This window comes from Burkholderia sp. BCC1993, assembly GCF_905339865.1.
Lineage (GTDB): Bacteria > Pseudomonadota > Gammaproteobacteria > Burkholderiales > Burkholderiaceae > Burkholderia.
Window position 1 is genome coordinate 38,811 of sequence record NZ_CAJPGZ010000012.1, and the last position, 20,286, is coordinate 59,096.

The 20,286-nt window shown below is 69.4% G+C and carries 20 protein-coding genes; 12 read left to right on the forward strand and 8 right to left on the reverse strand.

From position 1 onward, the window contains the following. From U4Y91_RS20870 to U4Y91_RS20880, 3 genes are read left to right on the forward strand one after another with little or no spacing between them, the layout of a single operon-like run. On the forward strand, positions 1 to 1,047 hold the full coding sequence (locus U4Y91_RS20870; protein WP_321806682.1) for an ABC transporter ATP-binding protein: 1,047 nt from the start codon (positions 1 to 3) through the stop codon (positions 1,045 to 1,047). Beyond that, on the forward strand, positions 1,044 to 2,060 hold the full coding sequence (locus U4Y91_RS20875) for a peptide ABC transporter ATP-binding protein (protein WP_321806683.1): 1,017 nt from the start codon (positions 1,044 to 1,046) through the stop codon (positions 2,058 to 2,060). The genes U4Y91_RS20870 and U4Y91_RS20875 overlap by 4 nt, the downstream gene beginning before the upstream one ends. Beyond that, entirely contained in the window at positions 2,053 to 3,198 is a 1,146-nt protein-coding gene (locus U4Y91_RS20880; protein WP_321806684.1) for a TraB/GumN family protein, read from the forward strand. Before U4Y91_RS20875 ends, U4Y91_RS20880 begins: the two co-directional genes overlap by 8 nt. A gap of 584 nt (positions 3,199 to 3,782) precedes the next feature. On the opposite strand, the gene pxpA is transcribed toward U4Y91_RS20880, so the two are convergent. Genes pxpA through pxpB form a run of 3 tightly spaced genes read right to left on the reverse strand, consistent with a single transcriptional unit; the run spans position 3,783 to position 6,321 of the window. Further along, positions 3,783 to 4,547, reverse strand: coding sequence for a 5-oxoprolinase subunit PxpA (gene pxpA, locus U4Y91_RS20885; RefSeq protein ID WP_321806685.1), 765 nt, complete (start codon positions 4,545 to 4,547; stop codon positions 3,783 to 3,785). Between the two features lie 53 nt (positions 4,548 to 4,600). Continuing rightward, positions 4,601 to 5,668 (reverse strand): biotin-dependent carboxyltransferase family protein, encoded by a 1,068-nt coding sequence (locus tag U4Y91_RS20890; protein WP_321806686.1) that lies wholly within the window; start codon positions 5,666 to 5,668, stop codon positions 4,601 to 4,603. After that, positions 5,665 to 6,321 (reverse strand): 5-oxoprolinase subunit PxpB, encoded by a 657-nt coding sequence (gene pxpB / locus U4Y91_RS20895; RefSeq protein ID WP_044847862.1) that lies wholly within the window; start codon positions 6,319 to 6,321, stop codon positions 5,665 to 5,667. Before pxpB ends, U4Y91_RS20890 begins: the two co-directional genes overlap by 4 nt. Before the next feature lie 148 nt (positions 6,322 to 6,469). Here pxpB and U4Y91_RS20900 point away from each other — a divergent pair, with 148 nt between their 5' ends. Continuing rightward, positions 6,470 to 6,982, forward strand: coding sequence for a winged helix DNA-binding protein (locus U4Y91_RS20900; protein ID WP_044847863.1), 513 nt, complete (start codon positions 6,470 to 6,472; stop codon positions 6,980 to 6,982). 71 nt (positions 6,983 to 7,053) lie between these two features. Here the strand turns inward: U4Y91_RS20900 and U4Y91_RS20905 are convergent, their stop codons facing one another. Beyond that, on the reverse strand, positions 7,054 to 7,659 hold the full coding sequence (locus U4Y91_RS20905) for a 5-formyltetrahydrofolate cyclo-ligase (protein ID WP_321806687.1): 606 nt from the start codon (positions 7,657 to 7,659) through the stop codon (positions 7,054 to 7,056). A gap of 8 nt (positions 7,660 to 7,667) precedes the next feature. On the opposite strand from U4Y91_RS20905, the gene U4Y91_RS20910 reads away from it, so the two are divergent. Genes U4Y91_RS20910 through U4Y91_RS20925 form a run of 4 tightly spaced genes read left to right on the forward strand, consistent with a single transcriptional unit; the run spans position 7,668 to position 12,581 of the window. After that, positions 7,668 to 9,620: a lytic transglycosylase domain-containing protein gene (locus U4Y91_RS20910; RefSeq protein WP_321806688.1), complete on the forward strand. Its 1,953-nt coding sequence runs from the start codon at positions 7,668 to 7,670 to the stop codon at positions 9,618 to 9,620. A gap of 58 nt (positions 9,621 to 9,678) precedes the next feature. Beyond that, entirely contained in the window at positions 9,679 to 10,641 is a 963-nt protein-coding gene (locus U4Y91_RS20915; RefSeq protein ID WP_321806689.1) for a complex I NDUFA9 subunit family protein, read from the forward strand. A gap of 54 nt (positions 10,642 to 10,695) precedes the next feature. After that, a complete protein-coding gene (locus U4Y91_RS20920) occupies positions 10,696 to 11,343 on the forward strand; it encodes a glutathione S-transferase family protein (protein WP_321806690.1) in 648 nt (215 codons plus the stop codon). Beyond that, positions 11,340 to 12,581, forward strand: a complete 1,242-nt coding sequence (locus U4Y91_RS20925) for a multifunctional CCA addition/repair protein (RefSeq protein WP_321806691.1) — start codon at positions 11,340 to 11,342, stop codon at positions 12,579 to 12,581. The genes U4Y91_RS20920 and U4Y91_RS20925 overlap by 4 nt, the downstream gene beginning before the upstream one ends. Before the next feature lie 307 nt (positions 12,582 to 12,888). On the opposite strand, the gene U4Y91_RS20930 is transcribed toward U4Y91_RS20925, so the two are convergent. Then, positions 12,889 to 13,701 (reverse strand): XRE family transcriptional regulator, encoded by an 813-nt coding sequence (locus U4Y91_RS20930; RefSeq protein WP_321806692.1) that lies wholly within the window; start codon positions 13,699 to 13,701, stop codon positions 12,889 to 12,891. Between the two features lie 476 nt (positions 13,702 to 14,177). Here U4Y91_RS20930 and U4Y91_RS20935 point away from each other — a divergent pair, with 476 nt between their 5' ends. Continuing rightward, entirely contained in the window at positions 14,178 to 16,028 is a 1,851-nt protein-coding gene (locus tag U4Y91_RS20935) for a M24 family metallopeptidase (protein ID WP_321806693.1), read from the forward strand. Positions 16,029 to 16,178: 150 nt separating this feature from the next. On the opposite strand, the gene U4Y91_RS20940 is transcribed toward U4Y91_RS20935, so the two are convergent. The 3 genes from U4Y91_RS20940 to flgA form a co-directional block, all read right to left on the reverse strand. Next, on the reverse strand, positions 16,179 to 16,619 hold the full coding sequence (locus U4Y91_RS20940) for a flagella synthesis protein FlgN (RefSeq protein ID WP_039317824.1): 441 nt from the start codon (positions 16,617 to 16,619) through the stop codon (positions 16,179 to 16,181). 85 nt (positions 16,620 to 16,704) lie between these two features. Then, positions 16,705 to 17,037: a flagellar biosynthesis anti-sigma factor FlgM gene (flgM, locus tag U4Y91_RS20945; protein WP_044847871.1), complete on the reverse strand. Its 333-nt coding sequence runs from the start codon at positions 17,035 to 17,037 to the stop codon at positions 16,705 to 16,707. A gap of 118 nt (positions 17,038 to 17,155) precedes the next feature. Further along, on the reverse strand, positions 17,156 to 18,304 hold the full coding sequence (gene flgA / locus U4Y91_RS20950; protein ID WP_321806694.1) for a flagellar basal body P-ring formation chaperone FlgA: 1,149 nt from the start codon (positions 18,302 to 18,304) through the stop codon (positions 17,156 to 17,158). A gap of 205 nt (positions 18,305 to 18,509) precedes the next feature. Here flgA and U4Y91_RS20955 point away from each other — a divergent pair, with 205 nt between their 5' ends. From U4Y91_RS20955 to U4Y91_RS20965, 3 genes are all read left to right on the forward strand, one after another. Next, positions 18,510 to 18,998 carry a flagellar basal body rod protein FlgB gene (locus U4Y91_RS20955; RefSeq protein ID WP_321806695.1) on the forward strand — a complete coding sequence of 163 codons (489 nt, stop codon included), beginning with the start codon at positions 18,510 to 18,512 and terminating at the stop codon, positions 18,996 to 18,998. A 49-nt stretch (positions 18,999 to 19,047) separates the two neighbouring features. Beyond that, the gene (gene flgC / locus U4Y91_RS20960; protein ID WP_321806696.1) at positions 19,048 to 19,473 is read left to right on the forward strand and encodes a flagellar basal body rod protein FlgC; all 426 of its coding nucleotides are present in this window, start codon (positions 19,048 to 19,050) and stop codon (positions 19,471 to 19,473) included. 66 nt (positions 19,474 to 19,539) lie between these two features. Continuing rightward, positions 19,540 to 20,286, forward strand: a complete 747-nt coding sequence (locus U4Y91_RS20965) for a flagellar hook assembly protein FlgD (RefSeq protein ID WP_321806697.1) — start codon at positions 19,540 to 19,542, stop codon at positions 20,284 to 20,286.

Here is a 20,286-nt window from a genome sequence, read left to right on the forward strand (position 1 = left end):
ATGAGCCAAGATCTACTGACTATCCGCAATCTCGCGGTGAACTTCAACGGCCTGCCCGCGGTCGACCGGATCAACCTGTCGATCGCGCCGGGCGAGGTGGTGGGCGTCGTCGGCGAATCGGGCTCGGGCAAGAGCGTGACGATGATGGCGCTGATGGGCCTGATCGATGCGCCGGGCAAGGTGACGGCCGACGAGGTCACGTTCAACGGCGTGGACCTGCTGAAGGCGTCGCCGAAGGCGCGCCGCAAGATCGTCGGCAAGGACATCGCGATGGTGTTCCAGGACGCGCTGACGAGCCTGAACCCGAGCTACACGGTCGGCTACCAGATCAAGGAGGTGCTGAAGCTGCACGAAGGCCTGCGCGGCGACGCGCTGCACCGGCGCGCGCTTGAACTGCTCGACCAGGTCGGCATTCCGGATGCGAAGAACCGCATCACGGCGTTCCCGCACCAGATGTCGGGCGGCATGAACCAGCGCGTGATGATCGCGATGGCGGTCGCGTGCAACCCGAAGCTGCTGATCGCCGACGAGCCGACCACCGCGCTCGACGTGACGATCCAGGCGCAGATCATGGATCTGCTCGTGAAGCTGCAGAAGGAGCGCGGGATGGCGCTCGTGCTGATCTCGCACGATCTGGCCGTGGTGTCGGAGGTCGCGCAGCGCGTCGCGGTGATGTATGCGGGCGAGGTCATCGAGACCAATCGCGTGCCGGACATCTTCCGTGCGCCGCATCATCCGTACACCGAAGCGCTGCTCGCGGCGATTCCCGAGCACAATCAGGGGGCGCGTCGCCTTGCCGCATTGCCGGGCATGGTGCCGGGCCGCGATGATCGCCCGTCCGGGTGCCTGTTCGCGCCGCGCTGCAAGTACGTCGTCGACGATTGCCGCAAGGCGCGTCCGGTGCTCGATACGCTGGTGCCGGCCAACGATGCGATGCGCGCGCGCTGCATCAAGCCGCTCAATGTTTCCAACCTCGACCTGACGGCGTTGCATGGGACCGGAGTCAGCGCTAAAGCGCAAACTCCGGTCGACAGGAGTTCACGATGAATGCAGTCCACGAAACGCGTGCCACGCCGCACGACGAGGAAGCGGTGCTGGTCGCCGACCGGCTCGCGAAGCACTACACGGTCAAGCGCGGGATGTTCGGGCAGGGCACGGTGAAGGCGCTGAACGGCGTGTCGTTCACGCTCAAGCGCGGCAAGACGCTCGCCGTCGTCGGCGAGTCGGGCTGCGGGAAATCCACGCTCGCGCGCCAGCTCACGATGATCGAGACGCCTACCTCGGGCCACCTGACGATCGACGGCAAGGACGTCGCCGGCGCGAGCCGCGAGACGGTCGCCGACCTGCGCCGCCGCGTGCAGATGGTGTTCCAGAACCCGTTCGCATCGCTGAACCCGCGCAAGACTGTCGAGCAGACGCTCTCCGAGCCGCTCGAGATCAACACGAACCTGACGGCCACCGAACGCGCGCAGCGCATCGCGCAGATCATGCGCACGGTCGGCCTGCGGCCCGAGCACGCGAAGCGCTATCCGCACATGTTCTCGGGCGGCCAGCGCCAGCGGGTCGCGATCGCGCGCGCGATGATCCTCGATCCGCGGATCGTCGTCGCCGACGAGCCCGTGTCCGCGCTCGACGTGTCGATCCAGGCGCAGATCCTGAACCTGTTCATGGATCTGCAGGAGCAATTCAAGACGAGCTACGTGTTCATCTCGCACAACCTGTCGGTGGTCGAGCACATCGCGGACGACGTGATGGTGATGTACTTCGGCAGCGTCGCGGAGCTCGGCGACAAGGCGACGATCTACGCGCATCCGCGCCATCCGTACACGCGCGCGCTGATGTCTGCGACGCCGGCGATCTTCGAGGAAGACCGCCGCGTGCAGATCAAGCTGCAGGGCGAGCTGCCGTCGCCGCTCAATCCGCCGTCGGGCTGCGCGTTTCACCAGCGCTGCCCGTACGCGGTCGAGCGCTGCCGCGTCGAGGAACCGCAGCTGCGCGACGTCGACGGACGCCGCGTGGCCTGCCATCGCGCCGAGGAGGTAGGGGAGGTGAATGCCTGATGGTCTGGCGGCGCGCGCGCCTGGCGTGCGCCGTTCGGGGGGCGGCCGCGCGCGCGTGATGCGCGCGTGCCGCAACGCACGGCGCTGGAGCGTGCGCACGGTCACGGGCGCGGCGCTGGCCGGCGCGTGCGTGGCGGCCAGCGTGCTGGTCCCGGTCGACGCCGCGCGTGCCGAAGGGCTCGCGCCGGCGAGTTCGCCGATCCATCCGTCGCAGGTTCCGCCGCCCGGCATGAACCTGCCGGGCTTCCACGTGCCGTCCGTGTCGAACGGCACGGTCGCGCGCGGCACGGTGCGCGTGCAGCCCGCGCGCATGCCGTTCTATGTCGCCACCCGGGGCAGGGTCACGCTGTATGTGCTCGGCACGCTGCACACGGGCGACCCGTCCGACTATCCGCCCGCGCAGCCGTTCCGGCCGCGCATCCTCGCGGCGCTCGCCGCGTCGCCGACGCTCGCGCTCGAGCTGTCGCCGGACGACCTCCTCGAATCGCAGGACGACGTGTCGAAGTACGGCGTGTGCCGCTACCCGTGCCTGCAGCGCCTGCTGCCCGAGCCGCAGTGGCAGCGCCTCGCGGCGCGCCTGCGCGGCAACCCGGCCGCACTCGCGGAGATCCGCCGGATGCGGCCGTGGCTCGCGGCGCTGGTCGTCGAAACCTACGACTCGCTGGCGGCCGGCCTGCAGACCGAGTACGGCACCGAGGCGCAGCTGCAGAACGTGTTCCTGAAGAAGAAGGGCGGCCGCGTGATCGGGCTCGAGACGCTCGCCGAGCAGATGCGCGCGTTCACCGGGCTGACGCTCGCCGAGCAGCGCGAGATGCTCGCGCAGGACATGGTGCAGACCCCGGCGCAGAACGCCGACGACATCAAGGCGCTGCACCGGCTGTGGCGAATTGGCGACGCCGATGCGATCTCGGCGTGGGCGGTCGCGAAGAGCGAGCGGCTGGCCCGTTCGAAGGCGCTGTCGGCGTCGATCGACAACAAGATCCTGTACGAGCGCAACCGGCGCTTCGTTGCACGGATGACGGCAATCGCCGCGCCGAACCGGCCGGTATTCGTCGCCATCGGCGCGCTGCATCTGGGCGGCCCGCGCGGCGTGCTCGAATTGTTGCGCCAGCAAGGGTATCAGGTCGACGCGAACTGATCGCGCCGCGCACCGCGCGCCGATCCTCCCCTGTTTGATCGACGAGACGCACGCGCTGCGAGGCGCCCGCGCGGCCGCGCGACGCGATAAGGAAAACCCTCGAATCTTCAGGAAATAGCGTTTAAAACGATTGACATCCGGTTCGGCCAATCTCTATTCTTCATCCCACAAGTTGAAAAAATGAAAAGAATAGAAAAAGTTCTACGGGGTAGCAGAAAATAAAGCGCGGGGTTGGCGTAGCCGGCACGTCATTACGTGCCGGCCGCGGAGTGTCTGCATGCACGGCGGGGCCAAACATCGTCGGTACAACAAATGCATGCGACAGACTTGCGGCATAAGCGACGTTCCGTCGTCCGACCGGGGGAAGCAGCAATCGGGCGGCGGCGGACGTTTTTTGATCCGGAGCATGTTTCCGGTCACCGTCGACAGACGGTTTCGGGGGGCGAATCGACAGACGGCGAAGTCCGCGACGATTGCGCCAACAGAAAAGCGCCACGAGGGCGCTTTTTTCTTTTGGGGCGGCGGTTTTTGGCCTGCGGGGCAGCAGCGTTGCCACGACGTGCCTGCAACGACGCGTCACGCCATCATGCGTCTTCGCCGGCCTGCAGCGCGCCGGGCGCGACGACATCGACACCCGCCGCTTCGAGCGCCGCGCGGATCCGCTTCGCGAACGCGAGCGCATGCGGGCCGTCGCCGTGCAGGCAGACCGTCTGCGCGTTGAGCGGCACCCACTCGCCGCTCACTGCCCGCACCTGCCGCTCGCGCACCATGTCGAGCGTGCGCACGAGCACCGCATCTTCATCGTCGATCAGCGCGCCGGGCTGGTTGCGCGGCACGAGCGAGCCGTCCGCGCGGTAGCCGCGATCGGCGAACACTTCCTCCACCGCGGCGAGCCCCGCGTGGCGCGCGGCCGCGACGAACACGCTGTTCGCGAGCCCGAACACGGCCAGCGACGGATCGAAGTCGTGGATCGCGGACACCACCGCGTCGGCGATCAGCGGGTCGCGCGCGGCCTGGTTGTACAGCGCGCCGTGCGGCTTCACGTGCGCGATGCGGCCGCCCTCGGCCTGCGCGATCGCCGACAGCGCGCCGAGCTGGTACAGCACGCCCGCATAGATGTCGCCGGCCGGCAGCTGCATTTCCTTGCGGCCGAAATTCTCCGGGTCGTGAAAGCTCGGGTGCGCGCCGATCGACACGCCTTTCTGCACGGCCCAGCGCACGCAGTCGCGCATCGCATTGGCGCCGCCTGCATGCCAGCCGCACGCGATGTTCGCCGACGTGACGAAGTCGAGCAGCGCCTCGTCCGATCCGCATCCTTCACCGAGATCGGCATTCAGATCGATTTCCATGATGTCCTCGTCCACTGGTGCGTGGCGCGTCCTTCGTCCTGCTTCCGTCATTGTCACGCCGCGCGCGATTGCGCGCGGCGGCGCGTTTCCTCGCGCATCTCGATCGCGACGTCGATCTGACGCAGATAGGCACGTTCTGCGACCAGGGCGGCGCGCGCGGTGTCGGGTGTCGTGCGCACGAAGCGGATCGGCAGGTTGAGCCGCGCCTGTGCGAGTTTCCAGAGATCCGCGCGGATCACCGTGCCGATCTTCGGATAGCCGCCGGTGGTCTGCGCGTCGTGCATCAGCACGATCGGCTGGCCGTTCGGCGGCACCTGGATCGTGCCGGGCAGCACCGCGTGCGACAGCAGCTCGGCCGGCCGCTCGCGCACCAGTTCGGCGCCGGCGAGACGATAGCCCATCCGGTTGCTGTTCGCGGTGACGAGCCATTCCTCGTCCCAGAACGCCTGCTGCGAATCGGCCGCGAACGACGCGTAGTCGGGGCCCGGCAGCACGCGCACCGGCATCGCCCACGGCGCATGCGCGGGCCGGTGGCGGCGCGGCGGTTCGTCGACGCGCACGAACGCGCACCACGCGGGCGCCTTCACGCCGAATTCGGGCGCATCGGCCGCGAGACAGCCAGCGCCGGCCGGCGGCACGCCGACCGGAAGCCGATCGCCGTCGCGCAGCACGCGGCCGCCGAGGCCGCCGAAGCGCGACGCGAGATCGGTGCTGCGCGAGCCGAGCATCGGCAGCACGTCGATGCCGCCCGCGATGCACAGGTAGCCGCGCATGCCGCGTTTCGCGGCCGGCAGCACGAGCGTCTGCCCGGCGTCGACCGGCAGGCTCCACCAGGAATACACGGGCTTGCCGTCGAGCGTCGCGCCGAATTCGGTGCCGGTGATCGCGATGCGCGTCGCGCGCGTGAAGCGGAACGCGGCCGGGCCGATCGTGATTTCGACGGCCGCCGCGTCGGGGCGGTTGCCGACCAGCCGGTTGCCGACTTCGAGCGCGAGGCCGTCGAGCGCGCCGCCCTGCGCGACGCCGAGATGGCGCGTGCCGCGGCGGCCGAGATCCTGCACGGTCGACAGCGGGCCGGCGCGGACGACCTCGATCGTGCCCGGTGCGGTGTTCTGGCTCATGTCGCGTCGACTCCGGCAATGGTGAAGCGCACGCGGTCGCCGGGCAGCAGCAGCGTCGGCTGCGGCCGCGCCGGGTCGAACAGCACGTGCGACGTGCGGCCGATCAGCTGCCAGCCGCCGGGCGACGTGGCCGGATAGATGCCCGTCTGCGCACCGCCGATGCCGACCGAGCCGGCCGGCACCTCGAGGCGCGGGGCGGCGCGGCGCGGCGTGTGCAGCGACGCATCGAGGCCGCCGAGATACGCGAAGCCCGGCTGGAAGCCGACGAAGAACACGACGTATGCGCCGGCCGCGTGGCGCGCGACGACTTCGTCGGCCGACAGCCCGGTGTGCGCGGCGACGGCAGCGAGGTCGGGGCCGGCGGCACCGCCGTATTCGACCGGGATATCGATTTCCCGGCCGTCCGCGTGCTCGACGTCGGCGGTTTCCCACGCGTCGCGCAGCGCCGGCGTGAGCGAGTCGGCCGTCGTGGCGAGCGCGTCGAACACGATCGTCAGGTTGTTCATGCCCGGCACGACGTCGATCACGTCGGGCCACGCGCGCGCGACCTCGGCGACGGCCCAGACGCGGCGCTGGCAATCGAGCGTGGCGGGCGGCGGCACCTCGCAGACGAGGGCGGCATCGCCGAGCGGATAAATGCGGGGTTGCGTCATCGGACTGGCACGGTTCGGACGGCAATGTTAGCGCACATTGTCAATAAAATATCGATAACTTCCCAATAAGCGTTTTCGCCTAGCCCGTATGTCCGGGCTTCTGGCGTACACTCGGCACACCCTGTCATCCGGCTTGCTCCGCCTTTCCATGAAGCGTCCTGCGACCAAGATCGTGTCATCCGAACACCTCGTTTCCGATTCAAGCGCGGAGCTGTCGGAACTCGAATACGGGCTCATCATGGCCGGCAACGCATTCAACCGCTGGATGGTGCGCTGCATGTCGGCCGCGGGCGCGAAGGACATGACGGCGGTCGAGGTGTCGCTGCTGCATCACGTGAGCCACCGCGAACGCAAGAAGAAGCTCGCCGACATCTGCTTCGTGCTCAATATCGAGGATACGCACGTCGCGACCTATGCGCTGAAAAAACTGATCGCGCGCGGCTATGTGAAGAGCGAGAAGAGCGGCAAGGAAGTGTTCTTCTTCGCGACCGACGCGGGCCGCGAGCTGTGCCTGAAGTATCGGGAGGTGCGCGAACATTGCCTGATCGAGACGCTGAAGGACAGCGGCCTCACCAACGAGCAGATCGGCGACGCGGCGCAGTTGCTGCGCCACGCATCGGGCCTCTACGACACGGCCGCGCGCGCGGCGGCGTCGCTGTAAACGATTGCGGACGGGATGGTGAGCGCGGTGACGCGCGGCATGCCGCTCACGCAGCAGCGTGCGCCGCGTCATCAGGCGGCCGGGTACAGCGCGCCGTCGGTCACGATCCAGCGCAGCGCGAGATCGTGCGCCTCGGCCGGCAGCGCATCGACGCGGCACGCTTCATATGCGATGCCGACCGTCACCGGCAGCGTGTCGCCGGGCCACACCGCGAGCGTGCGGTCGTAGTAGCCGCCGCCATAGCCGAGCCGGTAGCGCTGCAGATCGAATCCCACGCACGGAATCAGCAGCAGGTCAGGCACGACGACGACGCCCGACGCCGGTTCCGGAATCCGGTGATGGCCTTCGCGCATCGGCGTATCCGCATCCCACACATGGAACGCAAGCGGCGTGTGACGCTCGCCGATCACCGGCAGCGCGGCGCGGCGGCCCGTGCCGGCCGCGGCCCACGCGAGCACCGCGTCGCGCGCGTCGAATTCGCCCGGCAGCGGCCAGTAGAAGCCGACCGTCGCGGGCGCGAGGCGCTCGAGCAACAGGCGCAGCCGCGCGTCGAGCGCGGCGTTCGCGGCGGGCTGCGATGCGGCGTCGCGACGCGCGCCGGACAGCGTTTTGCGCAGCGCAACCTTCGGGTTCGGCACAGGGTTGCATGCTATGCTTTCGCTCACTTCGTGCTCCATTCATAACGATGTCGAACAGCCTTTTCCGAGTATATCGCGCGGTCGCGCTCACGCTTTCGGCCGCCGCGCTCGTCGCGGGCACGGCCGCGTGCGCCGCACCGGGCGACGACACGCTCGCCGGGGACGACCAGATCTTCGTGCAGCTGCGCGAAGCCGCGCGCCGCAACGACGCCGCGAAGGCCGCGCAGCTCGCGTCGACGATCCCGAACTATCCGGTTCCGTCCTACGTCGAGTATTTCCAGATCAAGCCGCAGCTGTTCGATTCGACCGGCCGCGCACGTGTCGACGCACCGGACGCGCCGGTGCAGTCGTTCCTGCAGCGCTACGACGGCCAGGCGATCGCCGACCGCCTGCGCAACGACTACCTGCTCGTGCTCGGCGCGCGTCACGACTGGCGCAACTTCGACGACCAGTACAAGCGCTTCGTGCTCGACGACGACACGCAGGTCAAGTGCTACGCGCTCGAATCGCGCGCGGCGCGCGGCGAGAACGTCGCCGAGGCGGCGCGTGCGCTGCTCGTCGAGCCGAAATACTACGGCGACGCCTGTGTCGACCTGATTACGGCGCTCACCGTCAACCAGCAGTTCACGAGCGACGACGTGTGGCAGCAGGCGCGCCTCGCGTACGAGCAGAACTACACGACGCTCGGCGGCAAGATCGTCGACGCGCTCGGCGCGCGCCCGGTCGGTTTCGACCAGGCGACCAGCGCGCCGCCGCTGTATCTCGCGCGCGGCGTCGGCCCCGACGCGGCATCGCACCAGCTCGCACTGATCGCGCTCGGCCGCATGGCGCGCAACGATCCGGACGCGGCGGCCGGGATGTTGACGTCGATCGCCGGCTCGCTGACGAAGCAGGAGCAGGCGATCGCGTGGGGCGCGATCGGCTACCAGGGCGCGATCAAGCGCTCGGCGCTCGCGTCGGTCTGGTATGCCAAATCCGCGAACGCACCGCTGTCGAACCCGGGCTACGAATGGCGCACGCGCGCCGCGCTGCTTGCCGGCAACTGGCCGATGGTGCGCTGGTCGATCGAACAGATGCCGCCGTCGCTGCGCGACGATCCGGCGTGGATCTACTGGCATGCGCGCGCGCTCAAGCAGAGCGGCGACACGCTGCAGGCGAACCAGGAATTCGAGCAGGTCGCGGGCCAGTACAACTTCTACGGGCAGCTCGCCGGCGAAGAGCTCGGCCAGCGCACGTCGATCCCGCCGCGCACGAAGGTGAGCGACGCCGACGTCGACGCGATGAGCAAGATCCCGGGCTTCGCGCTCGCGCAACGCTTCTACGGGCTGAACCTGCGTCTCGAAGGCAACCGCGAATGGAACTGGCCGCTGCGCGGGATGACCGATCGCCAGCTGCTCGCGGCCGCCGAATATGGCAAGCGCATCGACCTGCTCGACCGCACCGTCAACACGGCCGACCGCACGAAGGCCGAGCACGACTTCACGCTGCGCTACCCGTCGCCGTACCGTGACATCGTCGAGCGCTATGCGCAGTCGTCGGGCCTCGACATCGAATGGGCGTACGGGCTGATCCGCCAGGAGTCGCGCTTCATCACGAACGCGCGTTCGTCGGTCGGCGCGGGCGGCCTGATGCAGCTGATGCCGGCCACCGCGCAGCTCGTCGCGAAGAAGCTCGGAATGGGCACGATCACGCGTGCGCAGATGCACGACATCAATACCAACATCCAGCTCGGCACCTGGTATCTGGCGGATATCTACAACAACTTCGACAGCTCGCCGGTGCTGGCAACCGCCGGCTACAACGCGGGCCCGGGCCGGCCGCGCCAGTGGCGCCAGGTGTTGACGCAGCCGGTCGAAGGCGCGATCTTCGCGGAGACGATTCCGTTCAACGAGACGCGCGACTACGTGAAGAACGTGCTGTCGAATACCGTCTATTACGCGGCGCTCTTCGAGGGCAAACCGCAGTCGTTGAAGAAACGCCTAGGCATGATCTCGCCCTGATCCGCAATCTTCATACTGCCGCGCGAGACGCGGCAGTGTTCTTTTGAGGACCCGAACAATGGATCGCCAGACCGTCGCGCTGCTGGGCGGCACCGGCTTCATCGGCAGCCGGCTCGTCAACGCGCTGATCGACGCCGGCAAGCAGGTACGGATCGGCACGCGGCGGCGCGAGCACGCACGCCACCTGCAGATGCTGCCGGTCGAGATCGTCGAACTCGACGCGCTCGATACGCGCACGCTCGCCCGGTTCGTCGCCGGTGCGCATGCGGCCATCAATCTCGTCGGCGTGCTGCACGGCGGCCGCGGCACGCCGTACGGGCCCGGGTTCGAGCGCGCGCACGTCGCGCTGCCGGCCGCGCTGGCCGCCGCGTGCGTCGAAGTCGGCGTGCGGCGCGTGCTGCACATGAGCGCGCTCGGCGCCGATTCGCATGGCCCGAGCATGTACCAGCGCTCGAAGGGCGACGGCGAAGCCGCGCTGCATGCGGTCGCGGCGACCGATTCGCTCGCGCTGACGATCTTCCGCCCGTCGGTCGTGTTCGGCCCCGGCGACGCGTTCCTGAATACGTTCGCGAACCTGCAGCGCACGCTGCCGGTGCTGCCGCTCGCGATGCCCGACGCGCGCTTCCAGCCGGTGTTCGTCGGCGACGTCGTGCGCGCGTTCGTCAACACGCTCGATCTCGCTGCCGCGCACGGCAAGACCTACGAACTCGGCGGCCCGACCGTCTATACGCTCGAGCAGCTCGTGCGCTATTGCGGCACGCTGGTCGGCAGGCAGGCACGCATCGTGCGGCTGCCCGACGCGCTCGCGCGGCTGCAGGCGAGCGTGTTCGAATGCCTGCCCGGCGAGCCGGTGATCACGCGCGACAATCTCGCGTCGATGTCGGTGCCGAACGTGCTGTCCGGGCCGCTCGCACCGGAACTCGGGATCTCGCCCGCGAGTCTCGAGAGTATTGCGCCCGCATATCTCGGCCACGCCGCGCGGCGCTCCCGCTTCGACTGGTTCCGCTCGCGCCGCCGCTAGGCGCCGCGGACCGTCACTTCCGTCATTCACTTTCGCGCTTTCCGGAACACCGCCATGAAACTCGTCATTGGAGACAAGAATTACTCGTCGTGGTCGATGCGGCCGTGGCTGCTGCTCGCGCATTTCGGCATCCCGTTCGACGAGATCGCGATCGAGCTGCGCCGCGACGACACGGCCGCGCGCATCCGCGAGTATTCGCCGACCGGCAAGGTGCCGTGCCTGATCGACGACCACGGCGTTGCGATCTGGGATTCGCTCGCAATCGCCGAGACGCTCGCCGAGCGCTATCCGCAGTTCCCGATGTGGCCGGCCGATCCGCTCGATCGCGCGCATGCGCGCTGCATCTCGGCCGAGATGCATTCGGGCTTCGCCGCGCTGCGCACGCAGATGGGAATGAGCGTGCGCGCGTCGATGCCGGGGCGCGGCGCGACGCCCGAGGCGCTCGCCGACGTCGCGCGCATCGACGCGCTGTGGAGCGCGTGCATCGAGGCCTCGGGCGGCCCGTTCCTGTTCGGCGAATTCGGCATCGCCGATGCGATGTATGCGCCCGTCGTGATGCGCTTCAACACGTATGCGCCGGCGCTGTCGCCGGAAGCGGCCGGGTATGCCGCGCGCGTGACGGCACTGCCGGCGGTGCAGCGCTGGATCGATGGCGCGCACCGCGAAACCAACGTGATTGCCGAATACGAACCGACGCCATGAACATCTACGCAGTAGGCGGAGCGATCCGCGACGAATTGCTCGGCGTGCCGGTGCAGGACCGCGACTACGTGGTGGTGGGCGCGACGCCCGAGCAGATGGTCGCGCAGGGCTTCCGGCCGGTCGGCAAGGATTTCCCCGTGTTCCTGCATCCGGACACGCAGGAGGAATACGCGCTCGCGCGCACCGAGCGCAAGACGGCGGCCGGCTATCACGGCTTCCAGTTCTACTATGCGCCGGACGTGACGCTCGAAGAGGATCTCGCGCGGCGCGACCTGACGATCAACGCGATGGCGCGCGAAGTGAGCCCGGAGGGCGCGCTGGTCGGCCCGGTGATCGATCCGTTCGACGGGCAGGCCGACCTGCGCGCACGCGTGTTCCGGCATGTGGGCGACGCGTTCGTCGAGGATCCGGTGCGGATCTTGCGGATCGCGCGCTTTGCCGCGCGCTTCGCCGATTTCACGGTCGCGGACGACACGCTCGCGCTGATGCGGCGGATGGTCGATGCGGGCGAAGCGGATGCGCTGGTGCCGGAGCGCGTGTGGCAGGAGATCGCGCGCGGGCTGATGGAGGCGAAACCGTCGCGGATGTTCGCGGTGCTGCGCGACTGCGGCGCGCTCGCGCGCGTCCTGCCCGAGGTCGACGCGCTGTGGGGCGTGCCGCAGCGCGCCGACTACCACCCGGAAGTCGACACCGGCGTGCACGTGATGATGGTCGTCGACTATGCGGCGAAGCAGGGCTATTCGCTGCCGGTGCGCTTCGCGGCGCTCACGCACGATCTCGGCAAGGCGGCGACGCCCGCCGACGTGCTGCCGCGCCATGTCGGCCACGAAGGCCGCAGCGTCGACCTCATCAAGCCGCTGTGCGAGCGGCTGCGTGTGCCGAACGATTGCCGCGATCTCGCGCTGGTGGTCGCGCGCGAGCACGGCAACCTGCATCGGGTGATGGAAATGGGCGCGGCCGCGCTGGTGCGCTTCTTCGAGCGCAGCGACGCGCTGCGCAAGCCGGCGCGTTTCGCCGAGATGCTGCAGGCGTGCGAAGCGGATGCGCGCGGCCGGCTCGGGCTCGACACGCAGCCGTATCCGCAGGCCGAGCGGCTGCGCGTGGCGCTGGTGGCGGCGCGCAGCGTCGACGCGGGCGCGATCGCGCGCGGCGTCGGCAACGATGCGATGCAGATCAAGGACGCCGTGCATCGCGCGCGGGTCGAGGCCGTCAAGCAGGCGCTGGCGATCGCGGAATAGGCGGGGGAATTGGGGGAATCAGGGCGCGGACTGGGCTGGGAACCGGGTTGCGAACAGGCTTGGGAACTGGGTTGCAAACCGGGCCGGGAATCGGGTTGCAAACCGGGCTGCGAATCGGGGCTGCGAATCGGGTTGCAAACCGGGCTGCGAATCGGGGCTGCGAATCGGGCTGCGAATCGGGCTGCGAATCGGGCTGCGAATCGGGGTTGCGAATCGGGGTTGCGAATCGGGCTACGAATCGGGCCGTGAATCGATTCCGCGAATCGTGCGGACCGCGCCGAGCCGTGCGCCGCCCGGCCGCCAGCCGTCATTTCTTCATGCGCTCGGCGGTGCGGCGGGCAGGCGTGGCGGCAGCCGGACGCTTGCCGGTGGCCGCGCGGGACTTCCCGGCAGCCGTCTTGGCCGCGGCGCGAGCCGGCTTGTCGGCGGGCTGCGCGGCATCCGCGTCGCGCTCCCGCTTCGGTGCCGGTTCGCGGCGGCTCACGCGCGGCTCGCCCGGCGTCGCGCCGGCATCGCGCGCGAGCAGCCTGATTTTCATCGCCGCGGATCCCAACTCGGCGCAGTTGTCGTCGAAGAGGGGCAGCGTACCGACCGCGATCAGCTCCGCGGGCCCGTCGCCGACGTTCGCGACGCGATGGCGCTTCCTCGCGTCGAAGTGCAGCGAATCACCGGGCGACAGCGGGTAATCCTTCTTGCCGATTGTGTAGCAGAGCCGGCCGGTAAGCACGTACACGAACTCGTCGCCGCCGTGCGCGACCCATTCCGACCGGTAGCCCTCCATCATCCGGACCTTGAGCGCGTTGATCTGGCTGCCGTCGAAGGTGGTGGACAGCCGCTCGTACCACTGCGACGCGGCGTCGACCGCGTACGGTTCGCGGCGGCCCGCGTGCGAGTCGGGCTGCGCCTGGCGCGGCTGGTCGATCAGCGTGCCGAGCGGCACGTCGAGCGCCTTCGCGACGTTGACGAGCGATGACAGCGAGATGCCGGTGAGATGGCGCTCGACCTGCGACAGGAACCCGACCGACAGGTTCGCTTCGGTCGCGACTTCCAGCAGCGTCTTCTTCGCTTCCCGGCGCAGGCGGCGAATGCGCTGGCCGATACGCATGATGTCTGAATCCATGGATCTCTTTCGTGGCAACGAGTCGGGAGGCGAGCAAGGGGGGGCGGTGCAGTCGCCGGACATTGCTGTTCCGCGAATCGCACGAAGCACGGCCGTCGGGGCGACGATGCGGGCGCATTGTACCGCGCAGTCGCGCCGGTCCGCCGCCACGCCGCGCACGGCCGCGCACGACCGCGCGCCGTCGCGCACCGCACCGCACCGCACCGCACCGCACCGCACCGCACCGCACCGGTAATTTTAGCCCTACGAAAATTTTAGCTTGACCTCAATTTCAGCGTGCTCTAGATTCTGTCGCACGCATCAAACAAAGTTAAGTGAGACAAAAATTTCCCCGAGAGCCTGCCACTGGAACGGCACCACGGCCCGGCTTCCCGCCGGGCCGCGCGTCGTCCGCGCGCGGGCAGCGTGCCGCGTGAGGCGTGCGCCATGCCGCGTAACGCCGCCGGCCGCCGACAACAATCCATAACGGGTATCCGATGATCGATCGACTGAAATACAGCTTCTCCGGCCTTCCCCCGTACGACGCGTCCGTCGCCGACACGCAGGCCGGCCTGTCGCGCCTGCTCGACGCCGCCCGGCTCGACGCGGTCGTGGTCACGTCGCAGGACGAGTACATCACCGAATACCTGCCGCGCCGCAACAACCCGCGCTACGCGCTGTCGGGCTTCGACGGCTCGGCCGGCTGCGGGATCTTCCTGAGCGCGGCGACCGCCGAGGCGCTCGGCGTGCCGCCGTTCGTGCTGTTCGTCGACGGCCGCTATCACCTGCAGGCCGAACAGCAGTGCGACCCGGCGCGCGTGCGCATCGAAAAGCTCGGCATGAACGTGACGATCTGGCAGGCGCTGGCCGACTGGCTGGTCGCGCACGCGAGCCGGCTCGCGCGGGTCGGCTACGACGCGCTGCGGATCAGCGTCGCGCAGCGCGACCGGCTGGTCGAGCAGACGCAGGCAGCGTCGCTCGACTGGACGAGCCTCGTCGAGCGCGAGATCGACCGCGCGATCGCGCTGCCGGGCTGGGTGGTCGAGCGGCCGATCTTCGAGCTGCCGGACGCGATGACCGGCGCGAGCGTCGCGCAGAACCTCGACGCGCTGAACCGGCGGCTCGCCGCGCACACCGGCGCTGCGCCCGGCACGACCGCGTTCTTCACGTGCGCGTCGGACGACCTCGCGTACCTGCTGAACAGCCGCGGCTATCACATCCCGAATGCGTCGTCGCACCTGGGCTTCCTGTTCGCGGTCGGCGAGCAGGTCGCGCTGTTCCTGCCGGAAGGCTGCGACCGCTGCCCGGTCGAACTGGCGTCGTATCCGGCGCTGCACGTGATCCGGCGCGACTTCGCCGAACTCGAGCGCTTCCTCGCGCGGTTCGCGGTCGAGCACGTGTGTTACGGCTTCGAGTCGGTCAACTGCGCGCTCGTCGAGTCGGTGCGCCGTGTGTGGCCGCACGCGCGGCACGCCGACTTCAACCCGGTCGAGGCGCTGCGGGCCGGCAAGACGCCGGCGGTGCTCGACCGGTTCCGCGACGCGTTCGCGCGCAGTTCGGCGGCGATCGCCGAAACGATGCGCTGGGCGAAGGCCGGCGAGCCGGGGCAGCGCCATACCGAGTACGACCTGGCCCGCACGATCAACGACGCATACGGCGCCCGCTCGGCGGTCGCGCTGACGTTCCCGTCGATCGCGGCGAACGGCGCGAACAGCGCGTTCGCGCACTACACGGCGGCGAGCGCCGACGTCGAGCTGACGGAAGGCGAGCTCGTGCTGCTCGACAGCGGCGCGTATTACGACGCCGGCTTCGCGACGGACTGCACGCGCGTCGTGCTGCGCCGCACGCGGCCGGAGACGGTCGCGCAGCCGTGGCAGCGCGAGATCTACACGGTCGCGCTGAAGGCCTGCATCAAGGGCCTCGTCACGCGCTTCCCGAAGACGGCGACGGGCGGCGACGTCGATGCGGCGGTGCGCCAGGTGTGCCGCGACCACGGCTACGATTTCGGCCACGGCACCGGGCACGGCGTCGGGATCCACGTGCACGAGGGCGGCGTGCGGTTCGCGCCGGGCGCGAAGTACGGGCTGGTGCCGAACGCGGTGATTTCGGTCGAGCCGGGCATCTACGTGGCGGGCAAGGGCGGGGTGCGAATCGAGAACATCGTGATCGTGCGCGCGGACGACGAAGCGGCGGACACCGTGGCGTTCGAGAACATCGTCGCGGTCGGCTACGACTGGGACCTGATCGACGTCGCGCTGCTGAACGACGACGAGCGCGCGTACCTGCGCGACTACGAACGGCTTTGCGTGGAACGCGGCACGCAGGTCACCGCGTGTCCGCTGCTGTAAGGCGGGGAAGGGGCGCGCGGCCGCAGGAGGGCCGCGCGATGCACGCGCGGCGCGTCGCTGCGCCGGCGTGACCGGTCCGTCGGGAATCCGTACGTCAGAGAATCGGTACGTCAGAGAATCGGTGCGTCAGGGAATCAGTACGTCGGAGAATCAGCGCATCAGCGCCGATACACGCCCGTCGGGCCCGTACACACCGGCCGGCGCGGGCGCCGAGCGCAGCACCGCGAGCGCGCGCTCGTTGTAGTCCATCCGGATCCGGATCAGCATCCCGTTGGTCGCATTGGCCTGGCGCGCGCGTTCGGCGGCCTGCAGCAGCAACTGCCAGCGGCCGGCGAGGCGTGCATCGCGCTCGGCGGCCTGGTCCATCCCTTTCTTGCCGGCCGGAAAGCCGAGCGCGGACAGCTGCGTGTCGCGCGTGCGCTCGAGCTGCGCGAGCCGGTCGATCAGCGCGCTCTTCTTCTCGACGATGCCGGGCAGCATTTCAAGCGGCTCCGGCGTCGTCAGCGCCTTTTCCTCGTAGGCGAGCAGGGACGCGAACGCTTCGACCGTCGCGTGTTCGTCGTTGACCGTGGCCAGCAGCTCTTCTCTCATCGCGTCATGCTCGTCGCGCCGGCACGCGGGTCCGCATGCCGGCAAACCAGGGGACCGGTCAGGGCGTGACGGGCCCCGGGCCGGCTCAGTTGCCCTGCGAGCGCTGCTGTTGCAGCAGGTCGCGGGCGGTATTCAATACGCCGTCGGCGATCTTGTTCACGTCGATCGTCAACGTGCCGTTGTTCAGCGCGTCCTTGATCGACTGGACGAGGGCCGTGTCGATGTCGGCGCTGCCGGAGGCCGACAGCGAACGCAGCTGGCCGGACAGACCCGACAGGTTCACGCTCGTGTCGCCGCCGGTCGATCCTGCGTCGGCCGCCTGCGCGGACGACGACGAAGCCGCGCCGGATTGCGCGCGGGCCGCGCCGTTGCCGGTCGACGCGAGTGGGCTCGGGTTCGGAGTGGAATCGATCTTCACGGTGGGTTTCCTGGACGGTATGACCCAGATAACGGCCGGGTCGGCCCGAACTTTAGCATCGTGAGCCCGAAATTCTCCGAAGAAACAATTCTTTACAATCTTGCGGCGCGATCCGGCCCTACAGCGGAATTTCCACGGTCCCGGCATCCTTGACGATCGCCGTGACGATTTGCCCCGCGGTCATCCGGACCCGCACCGACTGCCCTGGCGCCGCATTCGCGAGCGCGCTGCCCTCGGCCGAGATCGTGAAGCCGGGCCCGGCCGCGACGACCCTTACCGTCTGGCCGGCCGACACCGACGCGGCGCTCTTCAGCATGTCCTGGCGCAGCGGCAACCCGGCCGAGATCCGCGCCAGCGCGGTCGCGCCGACCGCCTGCGCGGGATCGGTGATCACCGCGAGCGGCAGCACCGTCAGGTCGCCGTCGCGCGCGACGAGGTCGGCCGCGGTGAGCGGTTCGCCGGGCGCGATCTGGCGCGCGGCGACGTAATAGGTGGCCTGCACGGCGACCTTCGCCTGCAGGTAGACGGTCCACGGCCGCTCGCCCGCGCAGCGCACGCCGACCGTCGTGCGGCCCCACAGGCGCGCACCGGTCGGCAGGAACGGCTCGAGCGTCGTGCACGCGGCGAGCCCGCGCGGAAACGCGGCCGCGACGGTCGCGGTCGTCTTGCCCGGCAGGCCCGCGACCTGCTGCTGCAGGAATGCGAGCGCCGTGCGCCGGATCGTGTCGGGGTCCTGCTGGCCGGGCGGTGTCGCCGGCTGGGGCGCGGCGGCTGCCTGGGGCGGGTTGGCGGCAGCCGCCGGTGCGCGCGCGGCCGGCGCGGCTGAAGGGGCGCGGGCCGCGGCCAGGCGCGCGGCGATGGCCGGTCGCGCGGAATTCGATGCCGGGTCGGCCGCACCGGCGACGACGGTCGCGACGGCGCCCGGATCGGCGGCGCGCCGGGGACCATAACCTGCGTTCGCGGCGTTCGCGGCGTTCGCGGCGTTCGCGGCGTTCGCGCCACCCGCGCCGACCGCACCACCCACACCGGCCGTCAAGGCTACGCCCGTACCCGAAGCCGTCCCCGCGTTCCCGCCGAACTGCCCGCCGCTCGCCGCGTTCGCCTGCGCGAGCGCGGTCTCGGCCGTTTCGCCGCGGCCGGGAATCACGATCATCCCGTCGTCCGCGTGCGCGGCCGGCACCGCGAGCCACAGCGCCGCGGCGAGCGCGAACGCACGCGGCATGCGCGTGCCGCGTCCGTGGTTGCCGCGAAGTGCGCTGCCTGTCATCGCCGTGTCCTCGAAGCCGTTGATCCGATTCGCATTCTAGGGAGCCGGGCCGTCGCGCAAACGAGGAATAGAGGGGGCCTTTGCCGCGTTATTCGTCCGATTGCCGGTTGCGCCCGGCGCCTACCATCGCTGTCATGGAAAAAAGCCCCTTGGGTCGCCATCCGGCGCAACGGGCGTGCAGCGCTTCATACGGAGAGACGCACACATGCTGGACAGACTCGATGCCGAATTCGCGTTCGGCCGACAGGCGCTCGACGTGCGCGCCTATCGGCAGGAACTGCTGTCGTCGAACATCGCGAACGCCGACACGCCCGGCTACCAGGCCCGCGACACCGATTTCGCGTCGACCCTCGCGCGTTCGCTGAAGCAGGCCGGCGGCGGCCTCGCGCCGAGCAACGCCGCGCAGCTGCCGATGGCGCAGCCGGCCGGCGTGACGAGCGGGATGACGATGGTGTCGTCGGCGCCCGGCCACATGGCCGGCACCGCGAAGCTGATGCCGGCCGGCGGCCCGGCCGACGACTACGGCCGCGCGCAGTACCGGATGCCGCTGCAGCCGTCGCTCGACGGCAACACGGTCGATCTCGACGTCGAGCGCGTGCAGTTCGCGAACAACGCGCTGCACTACGAAACCGGGATGACCGTGATGACCCAGCAGATCAAGGCGATGATCGCCGCGATCTCGACGAACTCGTAAGCGCAACCGAACCCGAGCACAAGCACAAGCACAAGCACCAGGAGCCTCCATGCCCTCGTTGATGAACATCTTCGGCGTCGCCGGTTCGGCGCTGTCCGCGCAATCGCAGCGCCTGAACGTCACCGCGTCGAACCTCGCGAACGCCGACAGCGCGACCGGCCCCGACGGCAAACCGTACAAGGCCAAGCAGGTCGTGTTCGCGGCCGACCCGATCGGCGGCGCGCGCACCGCGTCCGGCCAGGGCGTGGGCGGCGTGCGCGTGACGAAGGTCGTCGACGATCCGTCGCCGATGAAGTCGACCTACGACCCGGCGAACCCGGCCGCCGACGCGAACGGCTACGTGCAGATGCCGAACGTCGATCCGGTGCAGGAGATGGTGAACATGATCTCGGCGTCGCGCTCGTACCAGGCCAACGTCGAGACGCTGAACACCGCGAAGACGCTGATGCTCAAGACGCTGACGATCGGCACGTAAGCCGCGCGCCGAGCGACTTTCCACACCGGGCCCAGACCCGACCGTTTCGACACAAGGCCACCCAGGATGACTTCCTCCAGCACGACGATCGGCAGCAGCGGCACCCACGTGTCGACCCTGCCGACCGACACGATGAACACCAACAACGTGTCGACGACCGGCACCTCGGCGAGCGACCTGCAGGCGACGTTCCTGAAGCTGCTCGTCACGCAGCTGCAGAACCAGGATCCGACGAGCCCGGTCGACAGCTCGCAGATGACGTCGCAGCTCGCGCAGATCAACACGGTGAGCGGCATCGCGCAGTTGAATACGTCGCTCACGTCGCTGTCGACGCAGCTCGCGGCCGGCCAGCAGACGCAGGCCGCGCTGCTGATCGGCACGAACGTGCTCGCGCCGGGCAACAGCGTCGCGGTGAAGAGCGGCGCGGCGTCGCCGTTCGGCGTGTCGCTCACGAGCGACGTGTCGAACCTGACGATCACCGTGAAGAACAGCGCGGGCGTCGTCGTGAACACGATCAACGCGGGCCAGCAGTCGGCCGGCACGGTGCCGTTCAACTGGACACCGACGGATACGGCCGGCAACGCGCTGCCGGACGGCAAGTACACCGTGAGCGCGCAGTACACGGGCAGCGACGGCAAGACGTATGCGCCGACCGTGCTCGCGGCCGCGCAGGTACAGAGCGTGATCAAGCAGGCCGACGGCACGGCGGGGCTCGTGCTGTCGAACGGCACGACGGTGGGGTTGACCCAGGTCGCGTCGATTTTCCCGAACACCGCGTCGTCGTCGTCCGGCGGCACGACCACCACCAACTGA